Origin of the sequence: Streptomyces sp. NPDC048257 (genome assembly GCF_043201855.1) — a bacterium.
GTDB lineage: Bacteria > Actinomycetota > Actinomycetes > Streptomycetales > Streptomycetaceae > Streptomyces.
Genome location: NZ_JBICZI010000032.1, coordinates 15,876 through 30,480, shown reverse-complemented (window position 1 = coordinate 30,480; position 14,605 = coordinate 15,876). Strand labels below are relative to the sequence as shown.

At 72.2% G+C, this 14,605-nt stretch carries 10 protein-coding genes and 1 pseudogene; 9 read left to right on the top strand and 2 right to left on the bottom strand.

All coding sequences use genetic code 11. The annotated features are described in order from the left end of the window. The first annotated feature begins 343 nt into the window (after nucleotides 1-343). From leuS to ACGFZK_RS34510, 6 genes and pseudogenes are all read left to right on the top strand, one after another. Complete coding sequence (leuS, locus tag ACGFZK_RS34535) at nucleotides 344-3,214, top strand: leucine--tRNA ligase (protein WP_393852777.1); 2,871 nt, start codon at nucleotides 344-346, stop codon at nucleotides 3,212-3,214. Nucleotides 3,215-3,383: 169 nt separating this feature from the next. Continuing rightward, nucleotides 3,384-4,136 carry a hypothetical protein gene (locus ACGFZK_RS34530; RefSeq protein WP_393852776.1) on the top strand — a complete coding sequence of 251 codons (753 nt, stop codon included), beginning with the start codon at nucleotides 3,384-3,386 and terminating at the stop codon, nucleotides 4,134-4,136. A gap of 279 nt (nucleotides 4,137-4,415) precedes the next feature. Further along, nucleotides 4,416-5,261 (top strand): DegV family protein, encoded by an 846-nt coding sequence (locus tag ACGFZK_RS34525; protein ID WP_393852775.1) that lies wholly within the window; start codon nucleotides 4,416-4,418, stop codon nucleotides 5,259-5,261. A gap of 98 nt (nucleotides 5,262-5,359) precedes the next feature. After that, nucleotides 5,360-6,322, top strand: coding sequence for a helix-hairpin-helix domain-containing protein (locus ACGFZK_RS34520; RefSeq protein WP_393852774.1), 963 nt, complete (start codon nucleotides 5,360-5,362; stop codon nucleotides 6,320-6,322). Nucleotides 6,323-6,468: 146 nt separating this feature from the next. Next, nucleotides 6,469-8,694, top strand: a pseudogene (locus ACGFZK_RS34515) (ComEC/Rec2 family competence protein); the annotation flags it as partial. A gap of 136 nt (nucleotides 8,695-8,830) precedes the next feature. Further along, nucleotides 8,831-9,712, top strand: a complete 882-nt coding sequence (locus ACGFZK_RS34510; protein WP_393852773.1) for a YceI family protein — start codon at nucleotides 8,831-8,833, stop codon at nucleotides 9,710-9,712. 11 nt (nucleotides 9,713-9,723) lie between these two features. On the opposite strand, the gene ACGFZK_RS34505 is transcribed toward ACGFZK_RS34510, so the two are convergent. Beyond that, nucleotides 9,724-9,966, bottom strand: a complete 243-nt coding sequence (locus ACGFZK_RS34505) for a hypothetical protein (RefSeq protein ID WP_393852772.1) — start codon at nucleotides 9,964-9,966, stop codon at nucleotides 9,724-9,726. A gap of 61 nt (nucleotides 9,967-10,027) precedes the next feature. Between ACGFZK_RS34505 and holA the strand changes: the two genes are divergently transcribed. Together holA and ACGFZK_RS34495 are read left to right on the top strand one after the other, a co-directional pair. Continuing rightward, complete coding sequence (gene holA, locus ACGFZK_RS34500) at nucleotides 10,028-11,020, top strand: DNA polymerase III subunit delta (RefSeq protein WP_393852771.1); 993 nt, start codon at nucleotides 10,028-10,030, stop codon at nucleotides 11,018-11,020. Between the two features lie 124 nt (nucleotides 11,021-11,144). Then, nucleotides 11,145-11,426 (top strand): hypothetical protein, encoded by a 282-nt coding sequence (locus ACGFZK_RS34495; RefSeq protein WP_393852770.1) that lies wholly within the window; start codon nucleotides 11,145-11,147, stop codon nucleotides 11,424-11,426. Between the two features lie 586 nt (nucleotides 11,427-12,012). On the opposite strand, the gene rpsT is transcribed toward ACGFZK_RS34495, so the two are convergent. Then, nucleotides 12,013-12,279, bottom strand: a complete 267-nt coding sequence (gene rpsT / locus ACGFZK_RS34490) for a 30S ribosomal protein S20 (protein ID WP_069920239.1) — start codon at nucleotides 12,277-12,279, stop codon at nucleotides 12,013-12,015. Nucleotides 12,280-12,535: 256 nt separating this feature from the next. Between rpsT and lepA the strand changes: the two genes are divergently transcribed. After that, nucleotides 12,536-14,401 (top strand): translation elongation factor 4, encoded by a 1,866-nt coding sequence (gene lepA, locus ACGFZK_RS34485; RefSeq protein WP_382543731.1) that lies wholly within the window; start codon nucleotides 12,536-12,538, stop codon nucleotides 14,399-14,401. Nucleotides 14,402-14,605: the final 204 nt, after the last annotated feature.

The following is a 14,605-nucleotide window of genomic DNA, read 5'->3' as shown; positions in this document are numbered from 1 at the left end:
ACAACCAAATTCGTCTTTTTTATATCGTGTTGTGCTCGTATGTGTGCTAATTTTATCTGATTTTTAAATAAAAACCCTTACACCCCGCCCCCCCCCCCCCCCCCGCGGCCCCCCCCCCCCGCTTCTCGTTGTGTCCCGCGTCCCGGAACGGCTGAGCGTCGGAAGGGACCGCTGCGGTACCCTGACGCCATGCGTGCCGTACGCCTTCTGCTTACCGAGCCGCGCTGATCAGTACCGGCCCTTCGAGATGGTCGGACCCGGCGCGGCGTCCCCTCCTGTGCGAGGGGTTTTTTCGTTTGGGCAGGCAGAGACGGCAGAGACGATCGATGGAGCTTCAGAAATCATGAGCGAGACGAACACCCCGGCCCCCGAGGCGGCCGAGGCGCACCGTTACACGGCTGCCATGGCCGCCGACATCGAGGCACGCTGGCAGGACGTATGGGACGCGCAGGGCACGTACGAGGCCCCGAACCCGACCGGTGACCTGGCCGGGGACCCCGCGGTGGTCGCACGGCCCAAGAAGTTCATCATGGACATGTTCCCGTACCCCTCCGGTGCGGGCCTGCACGTCGGGCACCCGCTCGGCTACATCGCCACCGACGTCTTCGCGCGCCACCAGCGGATGACCGGCCACAACGTCCTGCACACCCTGGGCTTCGACGCCTTCGGCCTGCCGGCCGAGCAGTACGCCGTGCAGACCGGCACGCACCCGCGCGTGTCGACCGAGGCCAACATCGAGAACATGAAGGTCCAGCTGCGCCGGCTGGGTCTGGGCCACGACAAGCGGCGGTCGTTCGCGACGATCGACCCGGACTACTACAAGTGGACCCAGTGGATCTTCCTGCAGATCTACAACTCCTGGTACGACGCCGACGCGAACAGGGCCCGGCCGATCGCCGAGCTGGTCGCCGCCTTCGAGGACGGCTCCCGTGAGGTCCCCGGCGGCCGCGCCTGGACCGCTCTGACCGCGGCCGAGCGGGCCGACGTGCTGAACGGCTTCCGGCTGGCGTACTCCTCCGACGCGCCGGTGAACTGGTGCCCCGGGCTGGGTACCGTACTGGCCAACGAGGAGGTCACCGCGGACGGCCGGTCCGAGCGCGGCAACTTCCCGGTCTTCAAGTCCCGGCTGAGCCAGTGGAACATGCGGATCACCGCGTACGCCGACCGGCTGCTGGACGACCTGGACGCCCTGGACTGGCCCGAGGCCATCAAGCTGCAGCAGCGCAACTGGATCGGCCGCAGCGAGGGCGCGCGCGTCGACTTCGCGCTGGGCGACGAGGCCATCACCGTCTTCACCACCCGTCCGGACACCCTGTTCGGCGCCACCTACATGGTGCTGGCGCCCGAGCACCCGCTGGTGGAGAAGTTCATCCCGGCCGCCTGGCCCGAGGGCACCCACGAGGTGTGGACCGGCGGGCACGCCACGCCGGCCGAGGCCGTCGGCGCCTACCGCAAGCAGGCCGCCTCGAAGTCGGACGTCGAGCGGCAGGCCGAGGCCAAGGACAAGACCGGTGTCTTCACCGGCGAGTACGCGATCAACCCGGTCAGCGGCCAGAAGGTCCCGGTCTTCATCGCCGACTACGTGCTGATGGGCTACGGCACCGGCGCGATCATGGCCGTCCCGGCGCACGACGGCCGCGACTTCGAGTTCGCGCGCGCCTTCGAGCTGCCGATGCGCTGCGTCGTGGAGCCGTCGGACGGGCGCGGCACCGACCCGGCCGAGTGGGACGACGCCTTCGTCTCCTACGACGCGAAGCTGGTCAACTCGACGGGTGAGGGCATCGCGCTGGACGGCCTGGGCGTCGTCGAGGCGAAGGCCGCGATCACCGACTGGCTGACCGAGCGCGGCATCGGCGAGGGGACGGTCAACTTCCGGCTGCGCGACTGGCTGTTCAGCCGCCAGCGCTACTGGGGCGAGCCCTTCCCGATCGTCTACGACGAGGACGGCGTCGCGCACCCGCTGCCCGAGACGATGCTGCCCCTGGAGCTGCCGGAGGTCGAGGACTACTCCCCGCGCACCTTCGAGCCGGACGACGCCACCTCCAAGCCGGAGACCCCGCTGTCGCGCAACGGCGCGTGGGTCAACGTGGAGCTGGACCTGGGCGACGGCCGGGGCGTGCGCTCCTTCCGCCGCGAGACCAACACCATGCCGAACTGGGCCGGTTCCTGCTGGTACGAGCTGCGCTACCTGGACCCGAACAACGCGTCGGCCCTGGTCGACCCGGAGATCGAGCAGTACTGGATGGGTCCGCGCGAGGGCGCGCCGCACGGCGGCGTCGACCTGTACGTGGGCGGCGCCGAGCACGCGGTGCTGCACCTGCTGTACGCCCGCTTCTGGTCGAAGGTGCTGTTCGACCTGGGCCACGTCTCCTCGGCGGAGCCGTTCCACAAGCTCTTCAACCAGGGCATGATCCAGGCGTACGCGTACACCGACGCGCGCGGCGTCTACGTGCCCGCGGCCGAGGTCGAGGAGCGCGACGGCGGCTACTTCTACCAGGACCAGCCGGTCAAGCGTGAGCACGGCAAGATGGGCAAGTCCCTGAAGAACGCCGTCACGCCGGACGAGATCTGCGAGGAGTACGGCGCGGACACCCTGCGCCTGTACGAGATGGCGATGGGCCCGCTGGACGTCTCCCGTCCGTGGGACACCCGTGCCGTGGTCGGCCAGTACCGCCTGCTGCAGCGCCTGTGGCGCAACATCGTCGACGAGGAGACCGGCCGGGTCACCGTCGTGGACGGGGAGCCGGGCGAGGACACCCTGCGCGCGCTGCACAAGGCGATCGACGGGGCCGGCGCGGACATGGCGGCGCTGCGCTTCAACACCGCCATCGCGAAGATCACCGAGCTGAACAACACCCTGACCAAGGCCGGCCGGCCGCTGGAGCGCTCGGTCGCCGAGCGGCTGGTGCTGCTGATCGCCCCGCTGGCCCCGCACATCGCCGAGGAGCTGTGGAGCCGCCTGGGCCACGGCGCATCGGTGGTCCACCAGGACTTCCCGGTCGCGGACCCGGCGTACGTCGTGGACGAGAGCGTGACGTGCGTGGTGCAGGTCAAGGGCAAGGTCAAGGCGCGGCTGGAGGTGTCGCCGACGATCTCGGAGGCGGAGCTGGAGCAGCTGGCCGTGTCCGATGAGGGTGTCGTGGCGGCGCTGGGCGGCGCGGAGATCCGCAAGGTGATCGTGCGCGCACCGAAGCTGGTGAACATCGTCATCTGACGTCATCTGAGGCCATCTGACGTCATCTGGGCCCTCGCGGCTCGCATCCCCGCATAGGGGGGATCCCGTACGGGCAGGTTGGGGGTTCGATTGGAACCCTTGACCTGCCCGTGGCGTTTACGGTGGAGGGGACGGAAAAGAACCGTCGGGGACTGGGGAAGGGATGCTCATGGAGGCCGCGTTGATCATCTTCGCGCTGATGGTGTTCACCTTCCTGGGGTTGGGTGTGTACGCGACCGTCAAGGTGGTGCAGGCGACCAAGCGCGGTGTGGACCGAACCATCACGCAGGCGCGGCGGACCGTGGAGGACACCACCCTGCGCGCCAAGAGCTTCGGCCAGGTCGGAGTCACGGGCGCGCTGGCGCAGCTGCGGCTCGACCTGCGGACCTCGATGCGGTCCACGCAGCAGGCGCTGCAGGACGGGGCCCGGACGGACGCCTCGCTGCACGAGTCGATCGCGCTGTTCGAGCGGCTGAGCGCGCACGGGCACGAGCTCGACGACGAGCTGAAGAGGCTGGAGCAGGATCCGGACCGCAAGCGGCTCGCGGAGCGCCTGCCGGACCTGCGCGAGCGGACGGCGAGGATCACACAGGCCGCGGACTCGCTGCGGTGGGCCGCGCGGGACCGCGCGCGGCGCTTCGCGGAGGACGACCTGTCCGTGCTGTCGGCCCAGATCGAGGTCGAGTCCGGGGCGCTGCGGGATTGGTCGCGGGAGCCGGTGGACGACCTGGCGGCGGCGGCCGCGGCGTGGGACGCGGCGCAGGCTCCGGGGAACGCCGCTCCTGGGCAGCAGCCATCGTCCGCTGCGGGCTCGGCGGCGGGCGGATGGGGCGCGGATCAGCCTCCGGCGGCGCTGAAGCCGGCGGCTCCGGCGCCGCAGTACCCCTGGCAGAAGACGCCCCGGCCGGAGAGCACGACCTGAGGCTGGGACGGGGTGGGGCCGGGCACGGCAGGGCTGGTCCAGGCGCGCGCGGGCGGTGAAGGGGCGAGGGGGTGTCTTTCCGATCACGCCGGGCTCGCGGCTCCCTTGTCCGGCCTGATCGGCAAGACACCTCCTAGCGCCGTAGGCTCTGGCCGCCCGCTGGGCGCTGCCGAGGCGCCCTGTCGTGGCGCAGCCGTGGTGCTGCCGGGAGTGCGGCCGTCGGTCGCGTTCACGGGCCCAGGCTGCCGTGCTGCCCCCACTGGCGGTAACCTCCGGCTCATGTCCCGCCATGTCGCCATCGTCACCGATTCCACGGCCTACCTGCCCCGACCGGCCATGGCGCGGCACGGAATCACCTCCGTCCCGCTCACCGTGGTCCTGGGGGGCGAGGCGCTCGAGGAGGGCACCGAGATCTCGGCGCGCAGCCTGGCCCTGGCCCTGCAGAAGCGCCGCTCGGTCACCACCTCGCGTCCCAGCACGGACGAGTTCGTCCGGGCCTACCGGGAGGCGGCGGACGCCGGGGCGACCGGCATCGTCAGCCTGCACCTGTCCGCCGAGTTCTCCGGCACCTATGACGCCGCCGTGGTCGCCGCCAGGACCGCGCCCGTACCCGTCCGGGTCCTGGACACCGGCATGGTCGCCATGGCCCTCGGTTTCTGCGCGCTGGCCGCCGCCGAGGTGGCCGAGGCGGGCGGGTCCGTGGACGAGGCGGTGGCGGCCGCCGAGAAGCGGGCCGCGGACATGTCCGCGTACTTCTACGTCGACACCCTCGACTACCTCCGCCGCGGTGGCCGGATCGGGGCCGCGCAGGCCCTCCTCGGCTCCGCCCTGGCGGTGAAGCCCCTGCTGACGCTGGACGGCGGGCGGATCGAGATGCTGGAGAAGGTCCGTACGTCGTCCAAAGCCATCGCCCGCCTGGAGGAGCTGGCCGTCGAGCGCGCCGGGTCCGCGGCCGTCGACGTGGCGGTGCACCACCTGGCGGCTCCGGAGCGGGCCGAGAAGCTCGCGGAGCGGCTGCGAGAGCGCATCCCCGGCCTGGTCGAGCTGCACGTGAGTGAGGTCGGCGCGGTGATCGGGGCGCACACCGGCCCGGGGCTGCTGGCGGCCGTCGTCTCCCCTCGCTGATCACCGGAACGAGTGGCCCGGTTATCCACAACCGGCTTTTTTTCCACCGGAATTGAGTGTTCCGAACGGGGGTCGGGATCGGCCCCTACGGTCGTGGCATGACTCTTCGAACGCGTGCTCCGTATCGGTCGGGCGCCACCAGTGGCCCGGGCCGTCCTCGACTCTCCGACAACCGTCTCTCCGACGTACGACGGTCTGACGGCCGACGGTCCGACAGCCGTCTGCGACACCGCCGTGCGACCCGTCGTGGCCGGCAGGTGCCTCATCCGGAGCCGGGCGCGGTGCGCCGGCGGGCCGAAGCCCTGCTGGGCGGCAGCAGCCCGCCTCCGTCGGCGCCGGCCCTGCCGCCCCAGGCGCCGCCCGGGGAGGCTGCGGGGCTGTCTTCGGGCGATGCGCGCAGGCTTGCGGTGCGCGAGCGGCTGCCGTTGTGGCTGCAGGACCGCTGTGAGGTGCGGCCGCGTGCGGTGGCCGCGGTCGGGGTGGTGCTGGCCGCCGCCGTCTGTTTCGCCGGGCAGCAGTACTGGTCGGCCCGGCCGCGGGCGGTGACCGTGCCCGCGGTGGTGGCACCGGGTGCGGTGCCGGCAGCGGCCACAGCGCCCGCGGTGGCTCCGGCCGCGCGGATCGTCGTCGACATCAGCGGCAAGGTCCGGGATCCGGGTGTGCGGCGGTTGCCGGCCGGTTCGCGGGTGGAGGACGCGCTGGCCGCCGCCGGGGGAGTGCGTCCGGGCGCCGACACCACCGGGCTGAACCGCGCCCGCGTGCTGGTGGACGGTGAGCAGGTGGTGGTCGGCGCGCCGGTGCAGCCGCCCGTGGGTGCGGCGGGCGGCGGGCCAGGCCCCGGCCCCGGCTCCGGCCAAGGCCCTGGCCCTGGCCCGCTCAGTCTGGCCTCGGCCACGGTCGCCCAGCTGGACGGCCTGCCGGGGGTCGGGCCGGTGCTCGCGCAGCACATCGTCGACTTCCGCACCGCCCGCGGTGGCTTCCGCTCCGTGGAGGAGCTCCGCCAGGTCGACGGCATCGGCGAGCGGCGCTTCGCCGAGCTGCGCACGCGGGTGCGGCCGTGAACCGCCCCGAGGGGCCGGGCCCGGTGGACCTGCGCCTCGCGGTGCCCGCCGTGGCCGCCTGGGCGGCGGCGGCCCTGGCCCTGGACATGCCCGTCGGACGGACCGCCCTCGGGGTGGGGCTGGGGGTGCTCTGCGCGGGCCTGTTGATGCTGGTCGGGTGCAGGCGCCCCGGGCGCCTGTGGCGGCTCGCCCCGGCCGCGGCGGCGGCCCTGCTGTGCGCGGCCGCCGGGGCCGGGGTGGCGGGGCTCCAGCGGGCCGAGGCGCGGGGCGGGCCGGTGGCGGGGCTGGCGCGGGAGCACGCCCGCGTCCTTGCCGAGCTCACCGTCCGCTCCGACCCGAGGGCCGCCCGGAGCGGGAACGGGCCGCCGGTGGTGGTGCTGGACGCGGTGGTGACCCGGGTGACCGGGCCCGACGGGTCGAGTACCCGGGTGGAGACCCCGGTGCGGGTGCTGGCCGGGCATGCGGGATGGGCCGGGCTGCAGCCGTCCACCCGGGTGACGGTGGTCGCCCGGCTGTCCCCCGGGCGGGGCGGGGAGCAGGCCGTGGCGCTGCTCCGCCCGGCCGGTGACACCCCGCCCGGGGTGACCGGGGGCCCCGACGCCGTCCAGCGGTTCGCGGGGCGGCTGCGGGCCGGGCTGCGGGAGGCCACCGAGGGGCTGGCACCGGACGCCAGGGCCCTGCTGCCGGGGCTGGTCGTCGGGGACACCTCCAGGGTTCCGCCCGATCTGCACGAGGCCTTCCGGGCCACCGACCTGCTGCACCTGCTGGCCGTCTCCGGATCCAACCTGACGGTGGTGCTGTTCCTGCTCATCGGGCCGCCGGCCCGCGCGCAGCAGGCCGAACGGCGCGGGCTGGCGCCCCGGCTCGGGCTCTCGCTGCGGGGGACCGCCCTGTGCGGGGCCGCCTTGACGCTGGCGTTCGTCGTGGTGTGCCGGCCGGAGCCGAGCGTGCTGCGGGCCGCTGCGTGCGGGGCGGTCACCCTGCTGGCCATCGCCACCGGGCGGCGCAGGTCCCTGATCCCGGCCCTGGGCGGCGCCGTACTGCTGCTGGTGCTCTATGACCCGTGGCTGGCCCGCAGCCACGGCTTCCTGCTCTCCGTGCTGGCCACCGGTGCGCTGCTCACCCTCGCTCCCCGGTGGAGCGAGGCCCTGCGGCGCCGTGGGACGGGGCCCCGGCTCGCCGAGGCGCTGGGGGCCGCCGCGGCCGCGCAGGCGGTGTGCGCGCCCGTGGTGGCCGTGCTCGCCGCCCGGGTGAGCCTGGTGGCGGTGCCGTGCAACCTGCTGGCCGAGCTCGCGGCCGGTCCGGCGACGGTGCTCGGCTTCGCCGCGCTCGCGGTGGCCCCGGTGTGGATGCCCGCCGCGGAGGTGCTGGCCCGCTGCGCGGGGGTGCCGGCCGGGTGGATCGCGGGCGTGGCCCGGGCCGGGGCACGGTTTCCGGGCGCGGAGTTGCCCTGGCCGGGCGGGCTCACCGGGGGCGTACTGCTGGCCGCCGTCACCTTGGCCGTCGTGGCGATCGCCGGTATCCGCTTCCGCGGGCGCGGGTGGCTCTGCTCGGCGCTGGCGGCGCTGCTGCTGCTGGCCGTGCTGCGGCCGCCGCAGCTCACCCGTACGCTCACGGGCTGGCCGCCGCCCGACTGGAGCTACGTCCAGTGCGCCGTGGGCCAGGGGGACGCCGCCGTCCTCGCCGTCGGCCCGGGGGAGGCCGTGGTGGTGGACGCCGGCCCGGAACCCGGACCGGTGGACGACTGCCTGCGCGCCCTGGGAGTGCACCGGGTGCCGCTGCTCCTGCTGACGCACTTTCACGCGGACCATGTCGGAGGCCTGTCAGGGGTGTTGAGGGGCCGGTCCGTCGGTGTGATCCAGACCACCGCGCTGGAAGAGCCGCCGGGGCAGGCCGAGTTCGTACGGCGGACCGCGGCGGCCGCCGGAGTGCCGATGGTGCGGGCGACGCAGGGGGAGCGGCGCCGGGCCGGCCCCTTCGCATGGCAGGTGCTCTGGCCGCCGCAGGCCGGACCGCCGCCCGAGGGGCCCAACGACGCGAGCGTCGCCCTGCTCGTGCGCGGCGCGGGGCTGACCCTGCTCCTGCTCGGCGACCTCGAACCACCCGCGCAGCAAGCACTGTTGAGGGATCATCCGCATCTCGGCCCGGTGGACGTGCTCAAGGTCGCCCACCACGGCTCCGCGCACCAGGACCCCGAGTTGTACAGCCGGATCCGGCCACGGATCGCGCTCGTTCCCGTCGGCGTGGCCAACCGCTACGGACACCCCGCGCCGGGTACGCTCGCCCGGCTGCGGGGGCTGGGGGCGACGGTGCTGCGCACCGACACCGACGGCTCGATCGCCGTCAGTGGAACGGGAGTTCACCTGCGGGCATTTCCGGCCAATCGGCGACGGAATCGGCGCGGTCATACCGGGCGCGACCACTCTGGTTGCCCCCAACCCGACAGCATGATCGAATGCGTCTTCGCCAGAACGGTCCAAGTCCACACAGCACGGGGGTGCATCAACCATGTTCGGTCGCAGACGGGGGATGGAGACGGCCGGAAGTTCGAGCCCTCCCACATCCTCGACACTGACGCTGCCGCCGACGGCGCGTCTGCTCAGCTGCCGGGTCCTCGACACGGTCCACCGGCCCGTCCGGCAGGCCCTGTTCGAGGTGACCGACCCGATCGGCCGCGGGATCGTCAGCGGGGAGACCGACCCGTACGGCGGCTTCACCGCGGCCGTACCGGAGGGGGAGTACCGGCTCTCGGTGACCGCCGAGGGGTACGCGCCGTTCCACGGGGTGACGATCGTGGGGGATCCGGCGCAGCCCGGTACCGCGGAGATCATCCTCGACACGGTGGAGCCGCCGTTGCTGCCGCAGCCCGGCCACTGGGAGCTCGACCCGACGCACTCCTCCATCGGCTTCACGGCCCGCCACATCGGTCTGGCCAGGATCCGCGGCCGGTTCACCACGTTCGCCGGGGCGGTCCGGATAGCCGAGCGCATGGAGGACTCGTCCATGCACGTGATCATCGACGCGGCGAGCATCGACACCGGGTTGCGGCTGCGCGACGACCACCTGAGGTCGGGGGACTTCCTGGACGCCGTCCGCCACCCCACGGTGGAGTTCTACAGCGAGCGGTTCATCCACCGCAGCGGCAGCCGCTGGACCGTAGCCGGGGCACTCACCCTCCACGGCGTGAGCCGGTCCGTCACCCTGGACACCGAGTACCTGGGGATGGGCACGGGCATGGAGGGCGAACTGCGGGCCGCCTGCCGGGCCACCACCGAACTGCACCGCGAGGACTTCACCCTGAACTGGCAGTCGATGCTGGCGCACGGGATCGCGGCGATCGGCTCGAACGTGGAAGTGACGCTGGACGTCCAGGCCGTGCGCAAGGCCTGAACGCGAGGCTCCTACGGGGCTTCCAGCCAGCCCTCGTACTCGGCGGCGAGGTCGTCCAGCAAGGTGGTGTCGAGCCGTTCCCGCGGATCCTCGACGACCACCAGCCACTGGGCGTCCTCGGCGTCGTCCTCACCGGCCAGCGCGTCGCGGACCAACTGCGGCTCCTCCGGGAGGCCGAAGCGGTCGACGGCCTCCTGGGCCACCTCCTCGGCGGCGTCGCGGTCGGGCAGGACGAGTACGTGTCGCACATTCACGCGACCATTCTCGGGCACGCGGGGCGGGGGGCTGTCAGTACGGCGTGGGATGCTGGAGGCGATGGCCACCAGGAAGAACCCAACCGACGATCCGCTCGCTCCGCTCACCCTCGCGGTGGGGCAGGAGGAGCTGCTGCTCGACCGTGCCGTGCGCGAGGTGGTGACGGCCGCCCGCGCCGTCGACGCCGACACGGACGTGCGCGACCTCGCCTCCGAGCAGCTCCAGCCCGGCACGCTCGCCGAGCTGACGAGCCCCTCGCTCTTCTCCGAGCGCAAGGTCCTGATCGTGCGCAACGCGCAGGATCTGTCCGCGGACTCGGTCAAGGAGGTCAAGGCCTACCTCGGCGCGCCCTACGAGGAGATCATCCTGGTCCTCCTCCACGCGGGCGGGGTCAAGGGCAAGGGCCTGCTGGACGCGGCGCGCAAGGCGGGTGCGCGGGAGATCGCCTGCCCGAAGATGACGAAGGCGGCGGACCGGCTGTCGTTCGTGCGCGGCGAATTCCGCACGCTGGGCCGGTCGGCGACCCCGGAGGCGTGCCAGAACCTGGTGGACGCGATCGGCAGCGACCTGCGGGAGCTGGCGAGTGCGGCCGCGCAGCTGTGCGCAGACGTCGAGGGCACCATCGACGAGGCAATCGTCGCCCGTTACTACACCGGCCGGGCCGAGGCCTCCAGCTTCACGGTCGCCGACCGGGCGGTCGAGGGCCGTGCGGCCGAGGCCCTGGAAGCGCTGCGGTGGTCCCTGTCCACCGGGGTGGCGCCGGTCCTGATCACCAGTGCCCTGGCCCAGGCGGTCCGCGCGATCGGCAAGCTCGCCTCCGCCCCGCGCGGAGCCCGCCCCGGCGACCTCGCCCGGGACCTGGGCATGCCCCCGTGGAAGATCGACCGGGTCCGCCAGCAGATGCGCGGCTGGTCGGCGGACGGGGTCTCGGACGCCCTGCGCGCGGTGGCCGCCGCCGACGCCGGAGTCAAGGGCGGCGGCGACGACCCCGAGTACGCCCTGGAGAAGGCCGTGGTGGCGGTGGCCCGTGCCGCCCGCCCCCAGGGTCGGTAGGGGCCGGCCTCACCTGTACGACGATGACGACTACTGGCGGCGCTGGGTCGTGAGGTTGCTGGCCGTCCTTGCCGCTGATGCCTCGGATCAGGTGGCCTGGGCCGGCGAGCACCAGGTGAAGAACGTGCCTCTTGCCGAGGACGTCGACTTCGTCCTCCACCTCGCTGAGGGCATGGCGGAGCGGGGTTCTCTCGAGCCGCAGGCCCTGCAGGACCTCGGGGCCATCGGCCGGATCATCGGCGAGATGGACGTCCGAGGTCGCGCGGGCCTGTGGGCCGACACCTTGACCGCCGATGAGGCCTGGAGCGAGGTACGGACCCTGGCCCGCCGGATCCTCGTGGCCCGTCCGGGTACGTGGCGTCAGCCACTGCCGAGCCGTGTGCCCCCTCAGCACATCTACGACTGAGCGCGCTCGGCGGGCCATCGCCCGGGCTGCCGACGGTGACGGTCGGCCCGTGGGGGAGCAGGGCCGTGGCAGCCACGCCGAGGGCCGCGCCGAGGCCGAGGGCCGGCAGCGAGAAGCCGGCCAGGAGCCGCGCCGGCACCGTCCGGCGGCCACTGGACGGCCGTGGCCAGGGCGAAGGCGGCCGTACCGACCGGGGGCCGGCTCAGCGGACGACCGCACTGCCGCCGAGGTGGGCCCGCGGTGACGGCCACCGCGATCGGCGGGAGGGCCAAGCCGGTGACCAGCGGGCTCAGGCCGCCGTCTGCGGCGGGGTCCACACGGCGGCGGCCGAGGTGCAGGCCGGCCGGCTCCGGCCGACGTCCCCGGGGTCCTGACCTCGGCCGTCCTCGCGGCCTCGCCGCGTAGCGGGTAGCGGGTAACGCGAAGGCCCCGGCCGCCACCCTGGGGAAGGGTGGCGGCCGGGGCCTTCGGTCACTTCTGGTTGCTCCGCACCCGCGTGGCGAACGCTTCGTGTGCGGAGCGGGGTGCCGGTCAGGAGCGGGAGAGAGGGCCCGCTGGGTCCCTTCCGGCGATCACATCAGGGAGTTCAGCCCTGCAGGGAGGCAACCTTGGAGGCCAGCGCCGACTTCTTGTTGGCGGCGGCGTTCTTGTGGATGACACCCTTCGAGACAGCCTTGTCGAGCGCACGCGCGGCGTCACGAGAAGCCACGGTGGCCTTCTCGACGTCACCGGCGACGACGGCCTCGCGGGCCTTGCGGATCGCGGTCTTGAGCGAGGACTTGACGGCCTTGTTGCGCAGGCGCGCCTTCTCGTTCGTCTTGTTCCGCTTGATCTGGGACTTGATGTTCGCCACGAAAGAGCCTTTTCAGGTTCAGAGTTTTGTTCTTCGGATTGTGTCCCGACAGCTGAGAGGGCATACGAGACACAGCTGCCCAGGCTACCAGGCACGCTCCCGGCGGCCCAAACCGAGCGCACTGCCCCGTCCATGGGACCATGGGAGTCTGCGTACAGATCCGACATCGCGCCGCCGAGAGTGACGGGAGCCGGATCTTCGCTCCCACCGACGCTCCGCAAACGCTTCCGACTGCGACCGAGAATCAGGACACTGCGTGCCCGCGATCCCCAGCCACGTGCCCGAGCCGAGCCGTACCGACTCGGCGCTGATCCGCAACTTCTGCATCATCGCGCACATCGACCACGGCAAGTCGACCCTTGCCGACCGGATGCTCCAGATCACCGGAGTGGTCGACCAGCGGCAGATGCGCGCCCAGTACCTCGACCGCATGGACATCGAGCGTGAGCGCGGCATCACGATCAAGTCCCAGGCGGTCCGACTGCCCTGGGCGCCCACCACGGGCGAGGGTCAGGGGAACACCCACATCCTCAACATGATCGACACCCCCGGGCACGTCGACTTCACCTACGAGGTCTCGCGCTCCCTCGCCGCCTGTGAGGGCACCGTCCTCCTGGTGGACGCCGCCCAGGGCATCGAGGCGCAGACCCTCGCCAACCTGTACCTGGCGATGGAGAACGACCTCGCGATCGTCCCGGTCCTGAACAAGATCGACCTGCCGGCCGCCCAGCCGGAGAAGTTCGCCGAGGAGCTCGCGAACCTGATCGGCTGCCAGCCCGAGGACGTGCTGCGCGTCTCCGCGAAGACCGGTCTCGGTGTCGAGGCGCTGCTCGACAAGGTCGTCGCCACCGTCCCGGCCCCGGTCGGCGTCAAGGACGCCCCGGCCCGCGCCATGATCTTCGACTCCGTCTACGACTCGTACCGCGGTGTCGTGACGTACGTCCGTGTGGTCGACGGCCAGCTCAGCAAGCGCGAGCGCATCCGGATGATGTCCACCGGCGCCACCCACGAGCTGCTGGAGATCGGAGTCTCCTCCCCGGAGATGACCCCGTCCGACGGCATCGGCGTCGGCGAGGTGGGTTACATCATCACGGGCGTGAAGGACGTCCGTCAGTCCAAGGTCGGTGACACCATCACCAGCCTGCACAACGGCGCCACCGAGGCGCTCGGCGGCTACAAGGACCCGCGGCCGATGGTCTTCTCGGGCCTCTACCCGCTCGACGGCTCGGACTACCCGGACCTGCGCGAGGCCCTGGACAAGCTGCAGCTGAACGACGCCGCGCTCGTCTACGAGCCGGAGACCTCGGCGGCGCTCGGCTTCGGCTTCCGCGTCGGCTTCCTCGGCCTGCTGCACCTGGACGTGGTCCGCGAGCGCCTGGAGCGCGAGTTCGGCCTCGACCTGATCGCCACCGCGCCCAACGTGGTCTACCGGGTGGTCATGGAGGACGGCAAGGAAGTCACCGTCACCAACCCGAGCGAGTTCCCCGAGGGCAAGATCTCGGACGTGTTCGAGCCGGTCGTCCGCGCCACCGTGCTCGCGCCGACCGAGTTCATCGGCGCGATCATGGAGCTCTGCCAGCAGCGCCGCGGCACCCTGCTCGGCATGGACTACCTCTCCGAGGACCGGGTGGAGATCCGCTACACCCTCCCGCTCGCGGAGATCGTCTTCGACTTCTTCGACCAGCTGAAGTCCAAGACGCGCGGTTACGCCTCCCTTGACTACGAGCCCACGGGCGAGCAGTCCGGCAGCCTGGTCAAGGTCGACATCCTGCTGCACGGCGACAAGGTCGACGCCTTCTCCGCCGTCACGCACAAGGACGCCGCCTACGCCTACGGTGTGCGCCTCGTCGCCAAGCTGCGCGAGCTCATCCCGCGGCAGGCCTTCGAGGTGCCGATCCAGGCCGCGATCGGCTCCCGCGTCATCGCCCGCGAGACCATCCGCGCCATCCGCAAGGACGTTCTCGCCAAGTGCTACGGCGGTGACATCTCCCGTAAGCGGAAGCTGCTGGAGAAGCAGAAGGAAGGCAAGAAGCGGATGAAGATGGTCGGCTCCGTGGAGGTCCCGCAGGAGGCCTTCATCGCCGTCCTCTCCAGTGACGAGTCCGGCGGCAAGAAGAAGTAGTAGCCCCGTCGTCACCCCACGCAAGCAGGCCCCCGCACTCCGGTGCGGGGGCCTGTTTCGTTATGAAGCGGCCGCTCGCGGGCTCTTACGCGGGCGCCGGAGGCGCTCTAGTCTGATCACTGCTCGACGGTTACTCGCCAGTTTAAAAAGTCAACGGCTGCATACCCGCCAGTCCCCAGCGCCCCCCAGCGCCCCACGCCCACG

Bases quoted from the DNA above. Each gene is read 5' to 3' on its own strand.
- ACGFZK_RS34530 (WP_393852776.1), top strand. From the start codon at position 3,384: ATGGAGGCCGCGTTGATCATCTTCGCGCTGATGGTGTTCACCTTCCTG.
- ACGFZK_RS34520 (WP_393852774.1), top strand. From the start codon at position 5,360: ATGACTCTTCGAACGCGTGCTCCGTATCGGTCGGGCGCCACCAGTGGC.
- ACGFZK_RS34525 (WP_393852775.1), top strand. From the start codon at position 4,416: ATGTCCCGCCATGTCGCCATCGTCACCGATTCCACGGCCTACCTGCCC.
- ACGFZK_RS34510 (WP_393852773.1), top strand. From the start codon at position 8,831: ATGTTCGGTCGCAGACGGGGGATGGAGACGGCCGGAAGTTCGAGCCCT.
- holA (WP_393852771.1), top strand. From the start codon at position 10,028: ATGGCCACCAGGAAGAACCCAACCGACGATCCGCTCGCTCCGCTCACC.
- leuS (WP_393852777.1), top strand. From the start codon at position 344: ATGAGCGAGACGAACACCCCGGCCCCCGAGGCGGCCGAGGCGCACCGT.